We start from the raw sequence: 21105 nt of genomic DNA, 5'->3' as shown, positions 1-21105 counted from the left end.
CACGAACTAGGAGGGGGAGTCCTGTTCGCGGAGGGGGTTGAGAAGCCTGGCCAGGCGGCGGGTCTCGATGGCCTGGGCGATCAACGGGGCCGCCTCGCGGACGGGTGAGATGACCACGGACAGGTCACGGTCGCTGAACGGGCCGCCCTCCTGACCGCGGGCCAGGACGACGATGCCGTGCACCTCGGGGATCGGGACGGCCAGCAGGTGCCGCCACGCCGCCAGGGGTGCGCCGGACAGCTGCTGGCGCACGAAGTCGGTGTCGTCGATCAGCACGGCCCGGCCGCTCAACCCGATCTCGGCGATCAGCCAGTGGGTCTCCTCGAGCACCAGCCGGCGCTCCAGCGGCCGCAGCCCGACGCCACCGCTGACCCGCCAGGCCGGACCGTCCGGGATCAGTACCGCGGCCGCGTCGGCGTCCGCCTTCTCGATCACGTCGTCGGCCAGCACCTGCGCGGTGTCGGCGACGCCGTACAGGTGTTGGGCCGACTCGATCAGCGCGCGGATCAGGTCGGGGGTGCGCATCGCGACGCCGTTCGCATCGCGGTAGGCCGCGTCGCCCGCGAGGGCACCGGCCTCCTCGTCGAGCCGGCGCTCGAGGCCCGTGGAGAAGCCGTACGGGTCGGTGCGCGGGCCGAGGGGGTCGGTGACCAGACCCGTCCCCGGAAGCGTCGGACCGTGCTGCGGGCGGCGCTGGAACATACGGGCTCGACCCCCCTGCGACTGGGGTTGCTGGAGCGGACGGTTGGGGCCGGCCGCGATGCCGCCGGTCGGCGGGCTCTCCGGACCACGGGTCCAGCGGGGGCGCGGCGTCGGGGCCACGACCTGCTCCCAGGGCGGGGCCGTGGGGCCGGACCCGCTCAGCGGCAGGCCCCGGGGCGGGGTGGCGTCCTCGTCGACGACGCGCGCCGTCTCGGCGGTCTCGTCCGGAAGCGCGTCGGGAGCCCCGGCGGGCAGGACGTCGTCCGCCTCGCCCTCCGTACCTTCCGCGGCCTCGACGCCCGGCTCGGCGTCCAGCTCGTCGGCGACCTCGGGCGCCGTCTCCGACTCCGCCTCGCCGATCTCCGTCTCGTCGGCCTCGTCGTCCGGTGCGTCCTCGGCGGACACCTCGTCGGTCGGTTCGTCGGCCACTACGTCGGACGGTTCGGCGGTCACGTCGTCGGACGGTTCGGCCTCCAGTCCGGTCTCCGGTTCGTCGGCTGTCTCCTGGGCGGCGGCCTCCACGGCCGCCTCGGCCTCGGCGACGACGTCCGCCTCGTCGATCGCGTCCGGAACCTCGAGCGCGGCCTCGTCGACGTCCGCCGCGGGAGGGATGGGCGCGGCCGACCCGTGGGGCTGAGCGGGTCGGCGCGGGTTCCGTCGGCGCATGTCCTCGATGTCGGCAGCCGACCCGGCCCGCTCAAGGTCCGGTGCGGCACCCGCACCGATCTGCACCAGTGCGTCCGGATCGTCACTCTGATCGTCACCGCGGAGCAGGGCGGTGACGCCCTCCAGCAGCGAGGACCGGGTGATCGGCAGCGGCACCACCCGCACGCCCTCGACGTCCTGCTGCTCGACCTCCTCCCACTCCGGCTGGTACCCGGACACGAGCAGCACGGGCACGCCCGAGCCGGCCTCGCGCAGGGCGTTCACGGTCTCGACGGCCTGTACGGGGTCGCCGAGGTCGAGCACGAGGACGTCGAACGGGCCGGGCCCGGCCTCGGCGGCGGTGAGGGCGGGGAGGAGGCCGTCGACGTCGGCGACGGGGTGCTCCGAGACCTGGTGCTGGTCGGCGAGGCGCGTGGACAACGCCATCGACCGGGAGACGATCAGCAACCGGGCCAACCCTCACACTCCCTTCAGCGTCTGGAAGATCCTGATCCCGGCGGGGCCGAGGACGACGACGAACAGCGCGGGCATGATGCAGAAGATCAGCGGGAAGAGGATCTTGACCGGTACCTGCTGAGCCTTCTCCTCGGCCCGCTGACTCCGCCGGACCCGCATCTCCTTCGACTGTACGCGCAGAACGTTGGCGACCGGGATGCCGAAGCTGTCAGCCTGCACCATCGCGCCCACGAAAATCCGTAGTTCGTCGAGGTCGGTCCTGTCGGCTAGGCCACGTAACGCGTCGATGCGGCCGGTGCCGATCTGCATCTCCTGCAGCACCCGGTGCAGCTCCATGGCCAGGGCGCCCTCGGTCTTGTGCGCGACCTGGGCGAGGGCGGCGTCGAAGGCCAGCCCGGCCTCCACGGAGATGGTCAGCAGGTCCAGGGTGTCCGGCAGCTGACGGCGCAGCTGCTCGCTGCGGTCGTAGCCGACCTGGTAGATCCACATCGTCGGCGCGAACCAGCCCAGCAGGGTCAGCGAGACCCCGGTGAGGATGAAACCGCGCGGCCCGGCGCCGAACAGCAGCGGCAGGAGCAGTCCGAGCCCCAGCCCCAGGACCAGGCCGAGCGCCTTCATGCCGAGCACGCGGTCGACGTCCCAGCCCGCCGGGTTGCCGGCCAGGTCGAGCCGGCGGCGGATGCGTTCCAGCCGCTCGTCCGGGGTGAGCCGCCGACCGAACCCGACGAAGCGCTCCGACAGGGGCCCCAGGACGCGCTCGCCGAAGCTGGCGGCCAGTTCCTGCTTGCGCAGCGGCACGGGCGTCCCGGCGCCGAAGCTGTCCAGCAGCTCGGTGCGGCGGGCCTGTTCCCGGCGTTCCTGGCCGGCCCCGAGCAGGACGACGACCACGCCGCACAGCCCGAGGAACACGATCACCAGGCCGGTCAGGGCGAGCGCCCCGCCCGACCCGATCCCGCCCGAGGCCAGTCGCCTCAGCGTGTCCGCGTCGAAGATCGCGTCCATGTCAGACCTCCACCTTCACGACCCGGCTCATCCAGATCCCGCCGACGATCAGCAGCAGCGTCCCGACCCCGAGCATGATCCAGCCGAGCAGGGTGCTCAGCAGCGGCGCGATGTAGTCGGGCTTGAAGAAGATCAGGAACAGGGCGAAGACGATCGGCAGGGCGCCGAGGATGAACCCCGACAGCCGGCCCTCCGCCGACAGCGCGACCACCTGGCGACGCAACCGCTCCCGTTCCCGCAGCGTCTGCGCGACCGTCGAGAGCAGTTCGGCCAGGTTGCCGCCGACCTCGCGCTGGATCCGGATCGCCATCACGATCCACGAGAAGTCCCGGCTGCCGGTCCGGGTCGCGATGCCCTCCAGGGCGTCCTCGGGCGGCATGCCGAGCCGGGTCTCGACCAGGGCCCGGTTGAACTCGGTACTGATCGGCGCCTGGGCCTCGCGCAGGACGGCGTCCATGGCCTGCGGCAGCGAGTACCCGGCGGCCAGGCTGCCGGCCAGCAGCTGCAGGGTGTCCGGCAGCTGGCCCAGGAACTTCGAGGCGCGGCGCGCGGTCAACAGGGACAGGAACAGCCACGGTCCGCCGAACCCGATCAGCAGGCCCAGCACGGCGCCCAACCACATGCCACGGGCCGCGATCAGCAGCAGCAGGCCGAACCCGACCGCCGCGCCGACGTGCAGCAGCATCCACTCGGCCGTGCGGATCGGCAGGCCGGCCGCCTCCAGCCGGGCGTCGAGCGCGTGGTCGAGCTGTCGTTGTCGGGCGAGCCTGTCGATCGCCGCGACCGCCCCGCGGGTCAGCTTGTTGTCGCTCAACCGCCCGCCGGACTGGTTGTCCCGGCCCTCACGGCCCGGCCCGATCCGCACGGGCCGGGCGCCCCGCACCGTGTAGAACGACAGCCGCTCGGCCATCGCCGCGGCCTTGGCGTCGCCGCCCGAGAAGACGCCGGTGACGCTGGCCAGGATCACGCTGAGCGCCACGAACAGCGCTCCCAGGGCGCCGAGGAGCACCGGAGTGCCGATGGGGGAACCGGTTTCGACGACCACGGGGAGCGCGCCGCTGATGTTCGAGGTGGTGGCCGGGGCGGGCTTGACGAGAGTGAGCGAGGTCGAGGTGGTGACGTCGTCCCCGCCCGTCGTCCTCACAGTCACCGTGATCGTGACCAGACCCTGGAGGTAGGCATCGTCGAGGCCGTCGACCGTCAGCACAGTCGAGCGGTCCAGGACCTGCGTCGCCTGGGCGAAGAGCGTGGCGAGCGAGTCGCTGACGTCGTTGCCGTCGTCCAGAACCTTGCCCGGTGCGATGTCCCGCAGGTCCGTCGCCGTCTCCGAGCCGATGATCAGTCCTCGGAAGAAGAGACCTCCTGCGATGATCTTGGTCGCCTGCTTGCGCTGTTTGTTCTCCTGCTGGACCTCGGTCGGGGTCAGTTGCCGGTCACCGAGGCTGTTGTCGCCGTCGGTGACCATGACGACCATGCCCTGGTCCTGTCGCGGCACCAGCTTCGACGCCACCGAAACGGCTCCGAACAGTGCGGTGTCGCCCTTGGGGTTGAGCGAATCGATCTTCTTGCGGACGACCTGGTGGTTGGTGGTCGGGCGCACCACGGCCTTGGCGGGGTAGCCGAAGGTGACCAGCCCGACCTTCACGGTGTCGGGGAGATTGCCGAGGAAGTTCCGGGCGGCGGCCTGGGCGGCCTGGAACCGGGTGCCGCCGCCGCCGGTCAGACCCTCCTTCATCGACAACGAGGTGTCCAGGGCCAGGACGACGGTCAGCCCGCCCCCGCTCGCCGTCGCCGTGGGTTTGCGCTCGACCGAGGTGCCGGCCTTCTCGGCTTTGAGACGGACGCTCGCGGTGTCGAGGTCCAAAGGGTCGACCGAGACGGCGCTGAAGCCGATCTTCAGGGACGTGCCCACCGGTACGACCTTGCCGAACTGCCCGGCCGGCGCGGACGTCGTCCCGCTCGAAGCGCTCGGGGACGGGCTGGTCGGTGCGGTCGAGGCGCCCGAGGCCGCGCCCGCCGTCCCGCCGACGATCAGGACCGCGGCCAGCGCGGCCCAACCCCGGCGCCCGCTCACCGCGCGTACCTCCCGCTCGTGGGCCCGCCCGTCAGGCTGTCGGGCCCGAACCGGTCCGGCGCGAAAAGCCTGGGGTCGACGCGGATCCCGTTGTTGGCCAGCTTGTCCATGAAGCGCGGTCGCAGGCCGGTGGGGCGCAGTCCGCCGACCGGGTGGCCGTGCTCGTCCATGCCGGCCTTGTGGTCGAACACGAAGATGTCCTGGGTGGTGATGATGTCGCTCTCGATGCCGACGACCTCGGTGATCGCGGTGATCCGCCGGGTGCCGTCCTTGAACCGCGACTGCTGCACGATGAGGTCCAGGGCGCTGGCCACCTGTTGCCGGATCGCGGAGATCGGCAGGTCGACGCCGGCCATCAGGACCATCGTCTCGACCCGGGACAGCACGTCGCGCGGGGAGTTGGCGTGCACGGTGCAGATCGAGCCGTCGTGGCCGGTGTTCATCGCCTGCAGCATGTCGAGCGCGGCGGCGTCGCGGATCTCACCGACGACGATCCGGTCGGGGCGCATGCGCAGCGAGTTGCGCACGAGGTCCCGGATGGTCACCTCACCGCGGCCCTCGATGTTGGGCGGGCGGGACTCGAGCCGGATCACGTGCTCCTGGTGCAGTTGCAGCTCGGCGGCGTCCTCGATGGTGACGACCCGCTCGTCGCCGGGGATGAAGCTGGACAGCACGTTGAGGGTGGTCGTCTTCCCGGCCCCGGTACCCCCGCCGACCAGGACGTTGAGCCGGCCGCGCACGCAGGCGTCGAGCACCTCGGCGACGCCGCGGGTCAGGGTGCCGAACTGGATCAGGTCCTCGACCTCGAACGGGTCGGCCGAGAACTTCCGGATCGTCATCGTCGAACCGTCGACGGCCAGCGGCGGGATGATCGCGTTCACCCGGCTGCCGTCGGGCAGCCGTGCGTCGACCATCGGGCTGGCCTCGTCGACCCGGCGCCCGACCCGGCCGACGATCTTGTCGATGGTCCGGCGCAGGTGCGCCTCGTCGGCGAAGTGCCCGTCGACGGGGTGGATCCGGCCGCTGCGCTCGACGTAGAGCTGGTCGGGGCCGTTCACCATGATCTCGGTGATGTCGGGGTCGCGCAGGTAGGGCTCGATCGGCCCGTAGCCCAGGATGTCGTCGGCGATCTCCCCGGCGATCCGCGAGCGGTCCGCGGCGGTGAGCGGCATGTCGCCGCCGGCGAGCACCTCGTGCAGCGACTGGCGCACGCGCTGCTCCAGCTCCGACTGCGGCAGCCGCGAGTCGTAGAGCTTGGGGCCGAGGCTGTCGAGCAGGGTCTGGTGCACGGTGCGCTTGAGGTCCGCGAACGGGTCGACCGGGGTGGTCCGGCGACGGTGGGACATCGGGGCCTGCGCACGGGCGGTGCTGGACAGCCGGCTGTGCTGCTCCTGCTCCGCCCGGTCCTCACGCGCCTGGGCGAGCCGGTCGGCAAGGCTCATGAAGTTCTCGGCCTCCGCTTCTTCATCAGTCCCCGCCGTTGCGTTCCCGCGTCGTGCCCGGTGTGCCCGTTGACCTGCGTGTACCGGTCCAGCGAGCTGGCCAGTTGGGGCAGCTGGGACGAGGCGAACTGCCGGATCGCCTGGGACACACCGTGTCTCGGGTCGTCCAGAACGATCGGCACCCCCCGGTTGATCGAGGCCGGCACGTCCCGCGAGCTCGGGATCTGGGCCGAGCAGGGCATCCGGGCGGTGCGTTCCACCTCGGCGTGGGTGATGCCCACCTTGGCGTCGGCGCGGTTCAGCACCAGCCGCAGCCGGTCGGCGGGGTAGCCCAGCTCGGTCAGCGTCTCGATGGCGATCTTCAGATTCTTCAGGGCCGGGACGTCGGGGGTGACGACGAGCGCGATCACGTCCGAGACGTCGAGGGCGGCCAGGATCTGGTCGTCGAAGGACGGTGGGGTGTCGATGACGACGTAGTCGAACTCGGCGCGCAGCACCTCGAGCAGGTGCGAGATCAGCCCGGGGGAGATCTGCTCGGCCGCGGACGGTTCGGTCGGGGCGACCACCGCGCTGAGGCCCGACGAGTGGTGGGTCAGGAGCGCCTCGACGGCGGTCGGGTCGAGCTTCCCGTTGAGCGGTACGGCGTCGGCGATCGTGTTGCTGGGCACCAGGTGCATGGTGATCGCCACGTCGCCGAAGGCGAGGTCGAGGTCGACGATGCAGACCCGGGCCCGGCCCCGGTCGGCCAGCGCGACGGCCAGGTTGGTGGCCAGCGTGGTCTTGCCGCAGCCGCCCTTGGCTGCGAACACGGTGACCACGGTCGCCTTGCGGCCCGGGACGCCCTGCGGCGGGGAGAGGGGCGAACCGGCCTGCGGGTGGACGGCGGCCCCGTTCAGGGCGCCGGGCTGGTTGCGCATGGCCGCGGCCAGGTGCGCGCTGCGCTGGACGGCGGTGCCCAGGCCGAGCGCGTCGCGCTCGTGCACGACCTCCCGGACGCCGGAGCGCAGCGCCTCCTGCAGCAGCGGCGTCGTCACCTCGCGGCGGACCAGGACGACGCCGAGGCTCGGCCGGTGCACGCGCATGTAGTCGGCGACCGCGAAGGCCTCGTCGTCCAGGACCCCCGGACCGAGCACGAGCGTGTCGTCGTCCGGCACCTCGAGCAGGTGGTCGCGCAGCGACCCGAGGTCGGCGAACACGACGCCGACCCCGCCCGTGCTGACCCGGAGGGTGTCGGCCACGGTGAGGTCGGGGTCGCAGAACAAAGGCATCCCTGTCATGTCAGCCCCGTCATGGGTTGTCCAGCACGTTGGAGTTGGTGACCGGTCCGAGTTCGCGGACCGAGTCGGGGTTGGCCGGCTTGACGATGTACAGCTTCCACTGGCGCGCCTGCGCGTTGATGACCCGTTCGGCGTCGAGGAGGGACACGGTGACGGCGATCGAGTTGGCGGCGCCGGTGGCGTCGTTGTCCCCGGCCGGGGTGCCGTTGACCGCGTAGACCAGGGCCTTCTTGATGAAGATGCCGGTCTTGTCGCCGTGGGTGACCAGGATCGTCACGCTGTCCCCGGCTCCGATCACCCCGGTCGCGCGGGGGGCGGGGTCGAGCGGGAAGACGAAGGTGACGTCGTCGGTCGCCGCGCTCGCCCCGGTCGCCCCGCCCGACTGCGGGGCGCTGAAGTACGTCTCGGAGATGGGGGCGCCCTCGCGGATGTCGATCAGCGTGGTGCTCCCGCCCATCTTCTGCAGCGCACCGGCGTTGTTCACGGTGAACGGCTTCAGGTAGGTCAGGCTCGACTTCGGGACGTCGGTCAACACCATGTCCGGGGCCGCGGCCGTGGCGGTGGTCCCCTTGGGGATGAGCCGGGTGGCCACCAGGACGCGGACCATCTCCTGGCCCTCCTGGGCCCGGTCGTCGGCGCCCTTCACGTAGAGGCCGACGAGGACGGTGCCGAGGAGAGCGACCAGCAGTGACAACGTCAGCAGCAGGGCACGTCGCTTCACGGCCGTCCTTCCGGTTGGGGTGGCGCCTCGTCGTTCGGGTCAATCATGTGACTCAGTGCTGCGGAGCGTTCACGTAGAGGTGGCATTCTGGCCCATACGTGCCCCTCGCCCCAAGCCCCCTCTTTCATTGCTTACATCCGGCCGAGGTGTCGCCGCCCGTGGGCACGTCGAGGGTGCAGACGAGCGTGACCTCCTTGGGCATGGAGTCACCGAGGTAGGGCCCGACCGTGCCCGATCCGGCGACGTCCACCGGCAGGTACCGGGGGTCGATCACATAGGCGCTGACCGAACGGAGCTGGTCGCCGTTGAAGCCGAGCCCGCGGCCGACCGGCCCGTCGATCCACACATAGACGAAGCCGGTGATCTTCTTGGCGCCGATGACCGCCAGCGGGTCGGTGGGGGCCGTATTGCCCACCACCGGGAGAACGGCCATCCGTGGGCAGCTGAGCGCCTTGCCGGTGACCCAGCCGTGCACGTCCTCGTCTGCGCCCAGCGGGATACCCGAGACGATCTTCGCGCGCAGTTGGGCGCCGGTGCCGAAATGCGGGTCCACGAGCGGGCTGTCGGCGCTCAGCAACCGGCTCGCATCGACCCCTCCGGTACCGCCCGCGCTCGTCGTCCCGTAGCCGCAGTCGCCGACCAGTCGGCCGTTGCTGCCGTCCGCCCCCGACAGCAGTCCGTCCTTCAACTGGCTGCTGAACCCGCTGGTCGCCCCGCCGCTGAGGCAGATGCTCGCCGGCTGGAACAGCTGGCCCACGCACAGGTCGCTGACCACGGGCAACGAGCCGAGCAGGTCCAGCAACGCGTTCTCGGTGTAGAGCTGCACCTGAGGCCCGGTCCGGACGTTCTTCTCCAGCAGCTGCAACGGGTCGAGCCCCGCGTCCCCGCCCGTACGGGCCAGCTTCACATAACCCCGGCCCGATGCCTGGGGCAGGCTGCACGGGTCGATCTCACCCTCGGGGCGGCCGGTGAAGTCGATCGTCGTGGGGTAGGACGTGAACTTCTGCCAGCTGTCGTAGAACCAGCTGTAGCGCTGGCCGGTCACCCAGAACGAGACGGTGCTGCCCGGCTGCTGTTCCGGGACGTCGAACGTGAGGTCGTAACTGACCCAGCCGTCGACCAGGGGAAGCTCCCTCATAGTGGGGGTGAGGTACGAGGCCTGCGTCGGGGACGTGTTGTAGAAGACCTTGAACTGTTGGGCCTTCCACGTGAAATTGGAGTTGAACGACAGGCGCAGGGTGACTCGGGTCTGGCCGCCGTCGCCGGTGAAGGCGACCTTCGCGGTCGCCGGGTCGATCACCCGTAGGCCCGGGGCGTTGTCGGTGGGGGCCGGGACTGGCCAGTTCGGCGCGACCACCTCGGACACGTCGGGGTCGACGATGCACAGCTGACCGTTGGCCACATCGGTGCTGGTCGCCGTGAACGGCAGGATGCCCGCCCCCATCGGCGTCCCGATGCGTGCGGTCGCCGACTTGCTGACCAGCGCCGAGCCGACGCCGTACATCCCGCCGAACGCGTACTCGACGCGGGAGGGGGGCAGCGTGACCCGGACCTCGGTGGCCTGCGTGGGCCGGTTCTGCACGAGCCGGTTCAGCAGGAAGGTCAGCCCGCCGTTGGTGTCGTTGAGGAACTCGACCTCGCCGTTCGCACGGTTCCGGTCGGTGGCCCAGTCCAGCGAGCCGTCGCAGTCGTCCCACAGCTCGTTGCCGTCGGCCTGCTCCTGGGAGCACATCTGCCGGTAGGCGGTGCCGAAGTCGGCCAGGGCGGCGTCGGTCCCGGGCAGGCCGCCGGCGGTGGCGACGGCGAGCCGGTCGGCCACGGACTGCAGCTGCGCGCGCCGGGCGAAGGCCGTGCCGGCGTCGACGGCCAGCGCGGCGAAGCCGATCAGGAACGTCGACACGCACAGCGCGAAGACGACCGTCACGACGCCGGCGTCGCGACGGGTCCGGTGCAGGAACTGCGAGCGCATCAGGGAGACGTCACCCCGGTCACCGCGGGGCAGTTCAGCAGGGTCGGCACGGCGCTGGTCACGCTGCTCGTGGTCTGCTGGACCATCACCCGCTGGGTGCTGGTGAACGACGACGGGAACGGCACCAGCGGCACGTTGAAGTTCATCGGGTTGTCGTAGGTGCCCACCACCTCGGCATAGCCGAGTCGTTGCGCCGTAGTGGTTTTCGTGGCCGAGGTGTCGTTCAGCCAGTTGACCGTGACCTTCAGCGGATGGTCGGCGTCGACCGGCAGCCCGTTGCCCTCGACGATGTTGAGCGTGAGGTCGGACAGCTTCGCGCAGTTGCTGATGCCGGTCGCCGTGGCGCGGGCCGCGTCGTCCATCGCCGAGACGAAGGCCTGGTACTGGTACAGCCCGTAGCCGTACTGGACGATCGCGAAGAGGAAGCCCGCCAGCAGCGGGAAGATCAGGGCGAACTCGACCGCGGTGGCCCCTCGGTCACCTCGGCGGGGATCTGACCGCAAAACCCGCCTCCTTACTCTCCGCACCCGTTTGGTCTCGGACAGTCTGCACTATCGAGGCGGTTCTGCGCGCCAAGTTCCTGAGGCGTCTTTCAGGTCATGAGCCGATCACGACCTCCGCCGAACGGTCCGCCGCAGGTCAGGGGACGCCCCGCCTCCTCCGGACGGCCGGTTGGTGGGTGCCGACACGGACATCCGCGTCCGGATCGGTCGTCACGGTGGTCCCGGGGACGCTCATGGCGACCTTTGCGGACGCGGATATGCCCGGGGGCAGCTCAGCCGGCGGCGACGGTCGCGACGACCCGCGCGCGGACGTCGCCGCGCTGCCACTCCTCGAGGGCCCGGGCGACGGGCCGCAGCGACCAGCAGGTGACCGCGACGCCGATGAGCGCCGCGTACGTGGCGAGGTCGCCGCGTGCGCAGGCCGACAGCAGCAGCCCCACCACGGTGGTGCGGATCGCCAGCCGGGCCGAGTACCCGGCCATCGCCAGCGGTGGGGCGGGCTGGTCGCGCGGTTCGCGCAGGTGCGCGGCGTAGGGATGGCGCAGCGACCACCGGGCGCACGCGCCGAGCACCTGGGCCGTGGTGGCCACGGCCGCCGCGACCACGGCCACCACGTCCGCCGGGTGCGGCGTCGGAGCCCGCAGGGCGCCCAGCACGGTAGCGAGAAGTGCTGCGCCGAGCGAGATCTCGGCGATGACCAGGAAGCGGGCCCGCAACCAGTCCCGGGCCCCGCCCGGCAACGACTCGCGCCACAGTGCGCCGCGGCCGTCGAGGCTGAACGCGTTCACCCCGAACAACAGGCCGGCGCCGGCGGCGACCAGCCCGGGCATCAGCACCAGCATCGGCCAGTCCAGGCCCGCCGCGGCCGCGGCCGCCCCGGGGGCGACGGCGAGCGTGGCCAGCCCGCGGCGCAGCGGCGCCGAACGCCAGACCCCGGCCCGATCGATGCGCAACGACCCCGCCAGCAGCGACGCGGGGTCGGGGCGGGCCGGATAGGTGCGCGACTCGACCGAGACCAGGTCGCGCGGCGGACGGCGCTGCACGCGGCGGACCAGCGGCGGCCCGGCCAGCAGGCCGAGCAGCGTGGCGACCAGCAACCCGCCCGCGACCACCGCCCAGCGCAGCGGCGCCGTGCCGGACAGTCCCGCGAAGGCCAGCCCGACCAGCGGCGACGAGTCGAGCAGGGCGGGCCAGGCGCCGGCGACGGCGAGCGTGAGGCCGCCGCCGATCGCCACCACCACGAGGCCGCGCAGCAGCCACGGCCCGGAACGCGTCGTGCGCGCGAGTTCGACCAGCCAGCCCGCACATTGGGCCACGACCGTGCAGGCCAGCACCCACAGCAGGGTGAGCGCCAACCCGGGCAGCATCGTCACGGTCAGGCGCCCCTCGCCGTAGACCCAGCCGGCCAGGGCCAGCAGGCCGAGCGTCTCGACGATCCAGGCCAGGTTCAGTGGGGCCAGCAGCAACGCCACGAGGTGCTCGGTGCCCGGTTCGACCGGGACGGCGACGAGCCCGTCCCGGGGGACGAGCATCCGGCTGCCGCCGGTCGCCGCGGCGATCAGCACCGTGACGCCGAAACCGAGCCAGGCGGTCGGCAGCAGCAGGCGGGCCTGCGCCACCCCGTCGCTCGGCAGCAGGGTGCCCACGGGGGCGGCCGCCAGGAGCAGCCCGACGATCACCCCGAGCCCGACCGCCACCCGGGGCCCGGCCCGCGCGGCCCGGAACCGGACCAGCGCCCCGGTCTGAGCCCACGCCGACGGCGAGACCGCGCTCACCGCAACAGTTCCCGGTACCGCTCCGCGCCCTCCGCGCCGCGCAGGTCGAGCACGTCACCCGCCGCCTCCGAGCCGATCGGGCCGGCCGACGAGGCGACGGCGCGCCCACCGCGCAGCACCACGGCGCCCTGACACACCTGCAGGGCCAGCTCGACGAGGTGCGTCGAGACGATCACCGCGCTCCCGGCGTCCTGCAGTTCCCGGACCAGCGTGAGCGTCGCCTCGACGCCCAGCGGGTCGACCCCGTCGAACGGTTCGTCGAGCAGCAGCACCGCGGGGGAGTGCAGCGCCGCGAGCACCACCGAGAGCCGGCGCCCCATACCGTGCGAGAAGCCGGCCGTGACCCGATGCGCGGCGGCCAGCAGGTCGAACCGCTCGAGCAGGTCGGTGGCCCGGTCGTGCCAGTCGTCCAGCCCGCGCAAGCGGGCGGCCAGCTGCAGGTGCTCCCACGGGGTGGCCCGCGGCACGAGCCCGCCCACGTCGGGGCAGTAACCGACGACCCGCTTCACGGCCACCGGGTCGGCCCGCAGGTCCAGCCCGAGCACGTGCACCGACCCGCCGTCCGCCGGGGCCACCCCCGCGAGAACCCGCAGCGTGGTGGACTTCCCGGCCCCGTTGCGCCCGACCAGCGCGAGCGTCTCCCCGTCGGCCAACGACAGGTCGAGCCCCGCCACGGCGTCCACCGCTCCGTACCGGACCCGCAGGTCCCGCACCTCGACCGCGGGCTGCATCAGTTCGTGCGCCTCACTTGGCGTAGAGCGCCTCGACGTCCTCGGCGTAGTCCTTCATCACGACCGCCCGCTTGATGCTCATCTTCGGCGTCAGGTGGCCCGAGGCCTCGGTCCAGTCGTCGCTCAGCACCGTGAACTTGCGGATCGATTCCGCCTTGCTGACGGTGGTGTTGGCGTCGTCGACGGCCTTCTGCAGCTCGGCCCGCACGTCGTCGTCCTTCGCCGCCTCCTCGACCGACATGTCACCCTTGCCGTGGTTCTTCAGCCAGCCGGGCAGCATCTCCGCGTCCAGCGTGATCAGGCAGGCGATGAACGGCTTGCCGTCGCCCACCACCATGGCCTGGGAGATGAGCGGGTGCGCGCGCATCCGGTCCTCCAGCTGGGCCGGCGAGACGTTCTTGCCGCCCGCCGTCACCAGGATCTCCTTCTTGCGGCCCGTGATGGACACGTACCCGTCGTCGTCGATCTCGCCGAGGTCGCCGGTGTGGAACCAACCGTCGGTGATCGCCTCGGCGGTCGCCTGCTCGTTGTTCCAGTAGCCCTTCAGCACGCCCACGCCGCCGACCAGCAGCTCGCCGTCGTCCCCGATCCGGATGGACACGCCCGGCAGCGGCCGACCAACCGTCCCGATCTTGTTGCGCGCCTGCGTGTTCACGGTCGCCGGCGCGGTGGTCTCGGTCAGGCCCCAGCCCTCGAGGATGTCGATGCCGATGCCCCGGAAGAAGTGGCCGAGCCGCTGCCCGAGCGGTGCCCCGCCCGACACCGCGCCCTCGACCGCGCCCCCGGTGGCGGCGCGCAGCTTCGAGTACACCAGCCGGTCGAACACCGCGTGCCGCACGCGCAGCAGGAGGCCCGGGCCACCGTCGTCCAGCGCCCGGGAGTACTCGATGGCCGTGTCGGCCGCGATGCCGAAGATCCGGCCCTTGCCCTCACCGCGGGCCTTGGCCTCGGCCGAGTTGTAGATCTTCTCGAAGACGCGCGGCACGGCCAACAGGAACGTCGGCTTCGTGGCCTGTAGGTCGTCGAGCAGTTGGGCGACGCTCGGGCTGTGGCTGAGCCGGGCCCGGGTCACCAGGCACAGCACCTGGATGAACCGCGCGAACACGTGGGCCAGCGGCAGGAACAGCAGCGTGCTCTTCCCCTCGGTGACCAGCTCGCCGAAGATCGCGCTCGCCCCGCGGGCCAGACCGAGGAAGTTCGCGTGGGTGAGCTCGCAGCCCTTGGGGCGGCCCGTCGTCCCGGACGTGTAGATCACGGTGGCGACCGAGTCGACCTTGAGAGTGCGCCGCCGGCGCTCGATCTCGTCGTCCGCGACGCCCGCGCCCGCCTCGTGCAGCTGCCCGACGGCGCCGTCGTCGATCACCCAGACGTTCTTCACGTCGGCCAGCTCGGCCTTCAGCGACCCGGCCGTCTGCGCGTGCTCGGTGGTCTCGACGATCAGCCCCGCCGCGCCCGAGTCGGACAGGATCCACTTGACCTGCTCGGCCGACGACGTCTCGTAGATCGGCACCGTGACGGCGCCGGTGAACCAGATCGCGAAGTCGAACAGCGTCCACTCGTAGCGCGTCTTGCACAGCAGGCCGATGCGGTCACCCGGCTCCACGCCGGACGCGACCAGGCCCTTGGCGGTGGCGGTGACGTCGGCGAGGAACTCGGCCGCCGTGACGTCCTCCCAGCCACCGCCGGCCGCGGGCCGGGACAGGACCGGTAGGTCGGGCGCCTGCGCCGCGTTCGCGACGATGACGTCCGTGAGGTTCTCGTCCGCCTCGAGCGGGGTGACCGGAGCTTCCTTGATCTCGCGCACGCCGCGAGCCTAATCGCTGGAGACAGTCGGGGCACAGCGACCGTTGATCACGAAGTAGCGTGGCGTCGTGGCCCGTGTGGTGGAAGACGTCGAGGTGACGGCCGGTGACGAGGCGTTCATCGCCCTGCCGCCCGCGCTGCTCGCCCCCCGGATCGTCGCCGGGGCGGGCGGCTGCTGGCCCGACCTCGAGTTCACCGTGACGCGCGACCGCGGCGCCAAGGGCTGCCAGTGGTCCGTCGCGGGCGGCGCGCGCGGCACCGCCGAGGTCTGGCTCGAACCGTGGCAGGACGGCACCGTCGTCCACCTGTACCTGCGGTTGCGGGCCACGCCGGGCCGGCGGGGCCGGGTCCGCCCCGACGCCGAGGCGCGCGAGCACGCCTGGACCCGCTGGCTGCTCAAGATCAAGGACGAGGTGGACGCCGACCGTCCCGTCGGCACTCCGCCGCGCCTACCGGCCGGGTAACCTTTCGCAGATTCACCCTCCCGGTGAACGCAGGACCACCCCATTGAGCTGACGAGAGAGGCCCCGGATGGCCGACCGTACCGAGTCGAGCATCGTCGTGGCGGCGGCCCCCGCGGCCGTACTCGACGTGATCGCCGACTTCGAGAGCTACCCGGAATGGACCGGGGCCGTGAAGCAGGTCGAGATCCTCGAGGCGCTGCCCGACGGCCGCGGCAAGCGGGTCAGGTTCGCCCTCGACGCCGGCGCGATCCGCGACACCTACGTGCTCGACTACGACTGGGGCGTGGACGATTCCGGCGTCGGCGCGCTCAGCTGGACGCTCGAGGAGTCGACGGTGCTGCGCGCGCTGAACGGCACCTACGAGCTGAGCGACGCGCCGGGCGGTGCCACCAACGTGCGCTACGAGCTGTCGGTCGACCTGCGCATCCCGATGCTGGGCATGCTGCGGCGCAAGGCCGAGCGCACGATCATCGACACCGCGTTGAGCGAGCTGAAGAAGCGGGTCGAGGGTTGAGCAGACTGAGCAGATCGTGACGCGGCTGCTGCTGTTCACGGGCAAGGGTGGGGTCGGCAAGACCAGCACCGCCGCGGCCACGGCCGCCCACGCCGCCGCGAGCGGCCTGCGCACGCTGGTGATGTCGGCGGACCCGGCCCATTCGCTGGGCGACGCCCTCGCCACGCCGCTGGGGCCCACGCCCCGCGCGGTCGGCGAGCGGTTGCACGCGCAGCAGGTCGACACCCGCTCGCACCCGGACGGCGACTGGGAGCGGCTCGAGCGCTACCTGGTCGAGCTGCTGGCCGACGTCGGCGTCGACCCGATCGCTGCTCGTGAGCTGGCCGAACTGCCCGGTGTGGAGGACGTCTTCACCCTGCTGGAGGTCCGCCGGCAGGCGAGCGTCGAGGGCTGGGACCTGATCGTCGTCGACTGCGGTCCCTCGGCCGAGACCCTGCGCCTGCTGGCGGTCGCCGAGGTCTACGAGCGACTCCTGGCCCGGCTGCTGCCGATGGAACGGCGCATCGCCCGGGTGGTCGGCGCCGTCCGCAAGGCCGGGGTCCTGCCCACGGGTGACCGGCTGGCCGAGGCCGCCGACCGGCTGGCCGCCCAGCTGGCGGGCATCCACGAGCTGCTCACGGCTCCCACGACGTCGGTGCGCCTGGTGATGACGCCCGAGACCGTCGTCCTGGCCGAGACCCGGCGCACCTGGACGGCGCTCGGCGTGCACGGCTTCCCGGTCGACGGGGTCGTGGTGAACCGGGTCCTCGAACCCGACGCCTCCGACCCGTGGCGGTCCCGCTGGGGGCGGGCGCACGCCGAGGTGCTGGCCCGGGCCCGCGAGTCGTTCGCCCCCACCCCGGTGGCCGTGGTCGGGTACGACGCGGCCGAACCGGTCGGTCCGGAACCGTTGCTGCAGATGGCTTCCCAGCTGTACGGCGAACCGGGGGAACGAGCCGCGCGCCGGCTGCTGGAACCGGTCAGGCGCACGCAGCCGTTCGAGGTCGCCCGCGACGACGAGGGCTTCACACTCAGCCTGCCGATGCCGTTGGCCGAACGCTCCGAGCTCGATCTGGGCCGGCGTGGGGACGAGCTGGTGGTCGGGGTGGGCGGCAGCGTCCGGGTGATCACGCTGCCCGGCGCGCTGCGCCGGTGCCAGGTGGACGGCGCCCGCCTGCGGGACGGGACGCTCGACGTCCGGTTCGTGCCCGACCCCCGGTACTGGCGGTCGGTGTGAGCGAGCAACCGGATCCGCACGAGGCGTACGGCGCGTCCGCCGGGCCGTGGCTGGACGACGTCCGCCGGGTCCTCGACCTGGTCGAGTCTTTCGCGGGTCAGGCCGGTCAGGCTGCGGGTGAGCACCTCGACGACCCCGCCGGTACGGAGCACTCGCCCGAGTGCACGTGGTGCCCGGTGTGCCGCGCGATGCGGGCCGCCCGGCGCTCGGGTCCCGAGGTGCTGGAACGGATCGCCGAGATCGCGACCGGGCTGGCGGCGTCCCTGCGCGAGCAGGAGGCCCACGAGCACGACGTGGACGTGCGCGAGGAGCCTGAGCCGGTCACCGTCCCCGACCCGCCCACCACCGTCCGCATCGACATCACCGACTGAGCACGCTTCAAGATCACCGCCGGCGTGCGCGATTCTCGAGTGGGACTCGCACCAGGTGAACCCGGTCGGTGATCTTGGTCGGGGTGGCGGCCGGATGCCGAGCGCCGGGGCCCGACCGCCTAATCTGTCACCCGGCAGCGGTCGAGCTGCCCCGGAGGAAGGGTCGGTCGCGTGCAGGTCAGCATCGGGTTGGACGTCGGTGGCACGAAGATCGCCGGGGGCGTCGTCGACGAGGCGGGGACCATCCTCGACCGGGTGCGGGTCCCCACACCGACGGACGTCCCGGGCCTGGTGCGCGGTATCGGTGACGTGGCCGAGGAGCTGCTCCGGCGGGTGGGGCGCCCGGCCGGCGAGGTACCGGTCGGCGTCGCGGCCGCCGGGTACATCGACGCCACCCGGTCGATCGTCCGGTTCGCGCCCAACATCGCGTGGCGCGAGTACCCACTCGGGCCCGAGCTGACGGCCCGGCTCGGGGTGCCGGTGCGGATCGAGAACGACGCGAACGCCGCCACCTGGGCCGAGTTCCGGTTCGGGGCGGGCCGCGACGTCGAGCACATGATCCTGTTCACCATCGGCACCGGGGTCGGCGGCGGCCTGGTCGAGTCGAGCAAGCTCGTGCGCGGCGGGTTCGGCATGGCGGCCGAGTTCGGGCACTTCCGGATCGTGCGGGGCGGCCGGCTGTGCGGGTGCGGCCTGCACGGCTGCCTCGAGATGTACGCCTCCGGGCGGGCGTTGGTGCGCTCGGCCAAGCAGCTGGTGATCGACGACCCGGTGCGCGGCGCCGACCTGCTGAAGCGGGCCGGCGGGGACGCCGAGGCGCTGCAGGGCCGGATGGTCACGGAGGCCGCGTTGGCCGGGGACGAGGCCTCGATCGCGCTGCTGGCCGAGCTCGGCGACTGGCTCGGCGAGGGCGTCGCGCAGATGTGTGCCGTGTTCGACCCGGTGATGGTCGTCGTCGGCGGGGGCGTCGCCGAGGCCGGGGAGCTGCTGATCGGGCCCGCGCGCCGCACGTACCTGGAGAACCTGACCGGGGCGGCCAACCGGCCGCACGCCGAGGTGGTCACGGCGCGGATGGGCAACGACGCGGGCATCATCGGAGCGGCGGACCTCGCGACGATCCGGTGAGCGGCTACACGGTCGGGATCGACATCGGCGGGACCAAGGTGATCGGTGGCCTCGTGTCCGCCGACGGCCGGGTGTCGCGTGAGGTGCGGCGGACGACGCCGGGCCGGGACCCGGCGGCCGTACGGGCCACGATCGCCTCGGTGGTCTCCGAACTGCGTTCCGGGGCGGACGTTCTCGCGGTCGGCATCGGCGCCGCCGGGTTCGTGGACGCCGACCGGGCGCGCGTCATGTTCGCCCCGCACCTGGCCTGGCGTGACGAACCGCTTCGGGCCTCGGTGGCTGCGGACGTCGGGCTGCCGGTCGTGGTGGAGAACGACGCCAACGCCGCCGCCTGGGCCGAGTCGCGGTTCGGGGCCGGGCGGGGGGAACCCGACCTGGTGTGCGTCACGCTCGGCACCGGGATCGGCGGCGGGATCGTCCGCGACGGTCGGCTCTACCGGGGCCGGTGGGGGATGGCCGGCGAGTTCGGACACATGGTGGTGGTGCCCGACGGGCGGCGCTGCGAGTGCGGCAACCGCGGGTGCCTCGAGCAGTACGCGTCCGGGAACGTGCTGGGCCGGGAGGCGCGCGAACTGGCCCTGGCCGGGTCGCCCGTCACCGTGCCCCTGCTGGAACGGGTCGGCGGGGACGTGTCGGGGCTGGTCGGGCCGGTGCTGACCCAGGCCGCCCAGGACGGCGACCCGGTGGCCGTCGAGCTGTTCGAGGACGTCGGGCGCTGGCTCGGCGTGGGCCTGGCCAACCTGGCCGCGGCGCTGGACCCGGGGTTGTTCGTCATCGGCGGCGGGGTGTCCGACGCGGGCGAGTTGCTGCTGCGCCCCGCGCGGGAGTCGTTCCGGCGCACGCTGACCGGCCGCGGTTTCCGCCCGTTCGCCGCCGTCGAACGCGCCGCCCTGGGCCCCCAGGCCGGTCTGGTGGGCGCCGCCGACCTGGCCCGCCTCTCCCTCCCGTGATCAAGGAATTAAGCGTGATCATGGAATTAGGCGCCCCGGAGGAGGCGCCCCCGGCGCCGACGGACACGGAAGGAAGTGCGCGGTGCGTCCACTCCGGCTGCTGACCTGGAACGTCGCCGGCCTGCCCGACCCCGAGGCGGCCGCGCGGGTGCTGCGGGCCGCGCGGGCCGACGTCGTCTGCCTGCAGGAGGTCTCCCGCCGGGCCGGGTCGGTCTACCGGATCAGCGCGCTGGCCCGGGCCGCCAACCTGCTGTTCGTCGCGGGCGGCCGGGCGTCGGCCGGGACGGCGCTGCTCGGGTCGTTCGCCGCGTCCTTCTCCGACGTGTCGGCGTTCCGGCTGCCCGTCCCCGGCCGCCCCGTGCCCGGCCGGGCGCGCGTGCCCCGGGGGACGGTCGTCGCGTCGGTCCGGCTGCCGGGGACCGCGGCGGTGCGGGTCGCGGCGGTGCACCTGCCCCTGCTCGCCGACCTCCGGCTACGGCACGTTTCAGTGATTCGAGAGGCGCTGGTGCGCAACGGTTCCGGGGTGGTTCTGGCCGGCGACCTGAACGAGCGTCCCGGCGGTCGCGCCTGGACCGCGCTGTCGACCTTCCTCGACGACCCGGCCCCCGGGGCCGCCCCCACCTACCCCGCGCGCTCGCCGTCCACCCGGATAGACGTCGTCCTGGCCCGCGGGGTGGAGGTGGCCGCCTACGATGTCGAGCGCTTCGACCAGCCGGACGTGGCGCGAGCGTCCGACCACCGCCCGGTGCTCACCGAGATCGCCCTGCTTTCCAGCTAGCGACCGACAGCGGCGCTATTTGGGCTGTCACGAAGGCGAATCACCCCGCTAACGGTCGCGAACTCGAGCTGCACATCGCGTTCTGAGACGCCCCTTGGTGATCTGGTCCTGTGTCGGGGATGCTCGGTTCGTGAGTCGATCACACGAGCATGGCCTTGCTGCACTGGCGAGGATTGTCGAGGAATTTGACATCCAGGATGTTTCCCACGAATTACGTTGGTATGCAAGCGATCACATGCTAGAGACGATGCCCTATCTGCAGGAGATCGGAACTAGCGATGTGAGTATTCATCTAGCTGAGCTAGCCCTGCACCGACCCGAGCTGCTTCGAGAAGAGGCGGAGCGCCTGCGCGATCGCGAGGTCCTCGTCCGCCGCTCAGCCGCCCGACTCGGTCTTTCGCTAGACGAGGCGCGCAGTAAGTTGCAGCAACTTTTCGCCCCGATCAGTGAATCGTGAGTGTTGAAACTCGCCTGTTGATCGGGTTCCTGGGATACGACGGCAGTCACGACCCAGCGGTCATCGGTGCGCCCTCCCGACTAGACCTTTCTCGCGACTAGAGCTTCAC

Annotated in this window: 19 protein-coding genes; 8 read left to right on the top strand and 11 right to left on the bottom strand. The window is 72.2% G+C overall.

Translation table 11 applies throughout. From position 1 onward, the window contains the following. Nucleotides 1–6: 6 nt before the first annotated feature. From ACIB24_RS20625 to ACIB24_RS20575, 11 genes are all read right to left on the bottom strand, one after another. Entirely contained in the window at nt 7–1824 is a 1818-nt protein-coding gene (locus tag ACIB24_RS20625; protein ID WP_398284065.1) for a hypothetical protein, read from the bottom strand. 3 nt (nt 1825–1827) lie between these two features. Then, nucleotides 1828–2826 (bottom strand): type II secretion system F family protein, encoded by a 999-nt coding sequence (locus ACIB24_RS20620; RefSeq protein ID WP_398284064.1) that lies wholly within the window; start codon nt 2824–2826, stop codon nt 1828–1830. Nucleotide 2827: 1 nt separating this feature from the next. After that, nucleotides 2828–4900 (bottom strand): type II secretion system F family protein, encoded by a 2073-nt coding sequence (locus ACIB24_RS20615; protein WP_398284063.1) that lies wholly within the window; start codon nt 4898–4900, stop codon nt 2828–2830. Further along, nucleotides 4897–6342, bottom strand: coding sequence for a CpaF family protein (locus tag ACIB24_RS20610; protein WP_398284062.1), 1446 nt, complete (start codon nt 6340–6342; stop codon nt 4897–4899). Before ACIB24_RS20610 ends, ACIB24_RS20615 begins: the two co-directional genes overlap by 4 nt. Continuing rightward, on the bottom strand, nt 6339–7619 hold the full coding sequence (locus ACIB24_RS20605) for a CpaE family protein (RefSeq protein WP_398284061.1): 1281 nt from the start codon (nt 7617–7619) through the stop codon (nt 6339–6341). Before ACIB24_RS20605 ends, ACIB24_RS20610 begins: the two co-directional genes overlap by 4 nt. Before the next feature lie 10 nt (nt 7620–7629). After that, complete coding sequence (locus ACIB24_RS20600; RefSeq protein WP_398284060.1) at nt 7630–8340, bottom strand: hypothetical protein; 711 nt, start codon at nt 8338–8340, stop codon at nt 7630–7632. Between the two features lie 124 nt (nt 8341–8464). Beyond that, nucleotides 8465–10309, bottom strand: coding sequence for a pilus assembly protein TadG-related protein (locus ACIB24_RS20595; RefSeq protein WP_398284059.1), 1845 nt, complete (start codon nt 10307–10309; stop codon nt 8465–8467). Then, the gene (locus tag ACIB24_RS20590; protein WP_398284058.1) at nt 10309–10812 is read right to left on the bottom strand and encodes a TadE/TadG family type IV pilus assembly protein; all 504 of its coding nucleotides are present in this window, start codon (nt 10810–10812) and stop codon (nt 10309–10311) included. The genes ACIB24_RS20595 and ACIB24_RS20590 overlap by 1 nt, the downstream gene beginning before the upstream one ends. Nucleotides 10813–11084: 272 nt before the next feature. After that, complete coding sequence (locus ACIB24_RS20585; RefSeq protein ID WP_398284057.1) at nt 11085–12587, bottom strand: hypothetical protein; 1503 nt, start codon at nt 12585–12587, stop codon at nt 11085–11087. Next, complete coding sequence (locus ACIB24_RS20580; RefSeq protein ID WP_398284056.1) at nt 12584–13318, bottom strand: ABC transporter ATP-binding protein; 735 nt, start codon at nt 13316–13318, stop codon at nt 12584–12586. The genes ACIB24_RS20585 and ACIB24_RS20580 overlap by 4 nt, the downstream gene beginning before the upstream one ends. 13 nt (nt 13319–13331) lie before the next feature. Then, nucleotides 13332–15122, bottom strand: a complete 1791-nt coding sequence (locus ACIB24_RS20575) for an AMP-dependent synthetase/ligase (RefSeq protein ID WP_398284055.1) — start codon at nt 15120–15122, stop codon at nt 13332–13334. Between the two features lie 67 nt (nt 15123–15189). Between ACIB24_RS20575 and ACIB24_RS20570 the strand changes: the two genes are divergently transcribed. From ACIB24_RS20570 to ACIB24_RS20535, 8 genes are all read left to right on the top strand, one after another. After that, nucleotides 15190–15585, top strand: coding sequence for a polyketide cyclase / dehydrase and lipid transport (locus ACIB24_RS20570; protein ID WP_398284054.1), 396 nt, complete (start codon nt 15190–15192; stop codon nt 15583–15585). Between the two features lie 67 nt (nt 15586–15652). Beyond that, nucleotides 15653–16099: an SRPBCC family protein gene (locus tag ACIB24_RS20565; protein WP_398284053.1), complete on the top strand. Its 447-nt coding sequence runs from the start codon at nt 15653–15655 to the stop codon at nt 16097–16099. Between the two features lie 16 nt (nt 16100–16115). Beyond that, entirely contained in the window at nt 16116–17315 is a 1200-nt protein-coding gene (locus ACIB24_RS20560) for an ArsA family ATPase (protein ID WP_398284052.1), read from the top strand. Continuing rightward, nucleotides 17312–17686, top strand: a complete 375-nt coding sequence (locus tag ACIB24_RS20555; protein ID WP_398284051.1) for a hypothetical protein — start codon at nt 17312–17314, stop codon at nt 17684–17686. Before ACIB24_RS20560 ends, ACIB24_RS20555 begins: the two co-directional genes overlap by 4 nt. Nucleotides 17687–17857: 171 nt before the next feature. Continuing rightward, a complete protein-coding gene (locus ACIB24_RS20550) occupies nt 17858–18811 on the top strand; it encodes an ROK family glucokinase (protein WP_398284050.1) in 954 nt (317 codons plus the stop codon). Next, a complete protein-coding gene (locus tag ACIB24_RS20545) occupies nt 18808–19761 on the top strand; it encodes an ROK family glucokinase (protein WP_398284049.1) in 954 nt (317 codons plus the stop codon). Before ACIB24_RS20550 ends, ACIB24_RS20545 begins: the two co-directional genes overlap by 4 nt. 82 nt (nt 19762–19843) lie before the next feature. Then, nucleotides 19844–20539: an endonuclease/exonuclease/phosphatase family protein gene (locus ACIB24_RS20540; protein WP_398284048.1), complete on the top strand. Its 696-nt coding sequence runs from the start codon at nt 19844–19846 to the stop codon at nt 20537–20539. Nucleotides 20540–20669: 130 nt separating this feature from the next. Beyond that, on the top strand, nt 20670–20996 hold the full coding sequence (locus tag ACIB24_RS20535; protein WP_398284047.1) for a hypothetical protein: 327 nt from the start codon (nt 20670–20672) through the stop codon (nt 20994–20996). The last annotated feature ends 109 nt before the right edge of the window (nt 20997–21105 follow it).

Source organism: Spongisporangium articulatum, from assembly GCF_044465595.1.
GTDB classification, from domain to species: Bacteria; Actinomycetota; Actinomycetes; order Actinomycetales; family Kineosporiaceae; genus Spongisporangium; species Spongisporangium articulatum.
The sequence above is the reverse complement of the archived record's forward strand: the minus strand, read 5'-3'. Positions and strand labels throughout refer to the sequence as shown.

What these genes read in the sequence shown, in the direction of transcription:
- ACIB24_RS20620 (WP_398284064.1), bottom strand. Translation starts at nt 2,826, where the DNA reads ATGGACGCGATCTTCGACGCGGACACGCTGAGGCGACTGGCCTCGGGC.
- ACIB24_RS20610 (WP_398284062.1), bottom strand. Translation starts at nt 6,342, where the DNA reads ATGAGCCTTGCCGACCGGCTCGCCCAGGCGCGTGAGGACCGGGCGGAG.
- ACIB24_RS20605 (WP_398284061.1), bottom strand. Translation starts at nt 7,619, where the DNA reads ATGACAGGGATGCCTTTGTTCTGCGACCCCGACCTCACCGTGGCCGAC.
- ACIB24_RS20595 (WP_398284059.1), bottom strand. Translation starts at nt 10,309, where the DNA reads ATGCGCTCGCAGTTCCTGCACCGGACCCGTCGCGACGCCGGCGTCGTG.
- ACIB24_RS20580 (WP_398284056.1), bottom strand. Translation starts at nt 13,318, where the DNA reads ATGCAGCCCGCGGTCGAGGTGCGGGACCTGCGGGTCCGGTACGGAGCG.
- ACIB24_RS20565 (WP_398284053.1), top strand. Translation starts at nt 15,653, where the DNA reads ATGGCCGACCGTACCGAGTCGAGCATCGTCGTGGCGGCGGCCCCCGCG.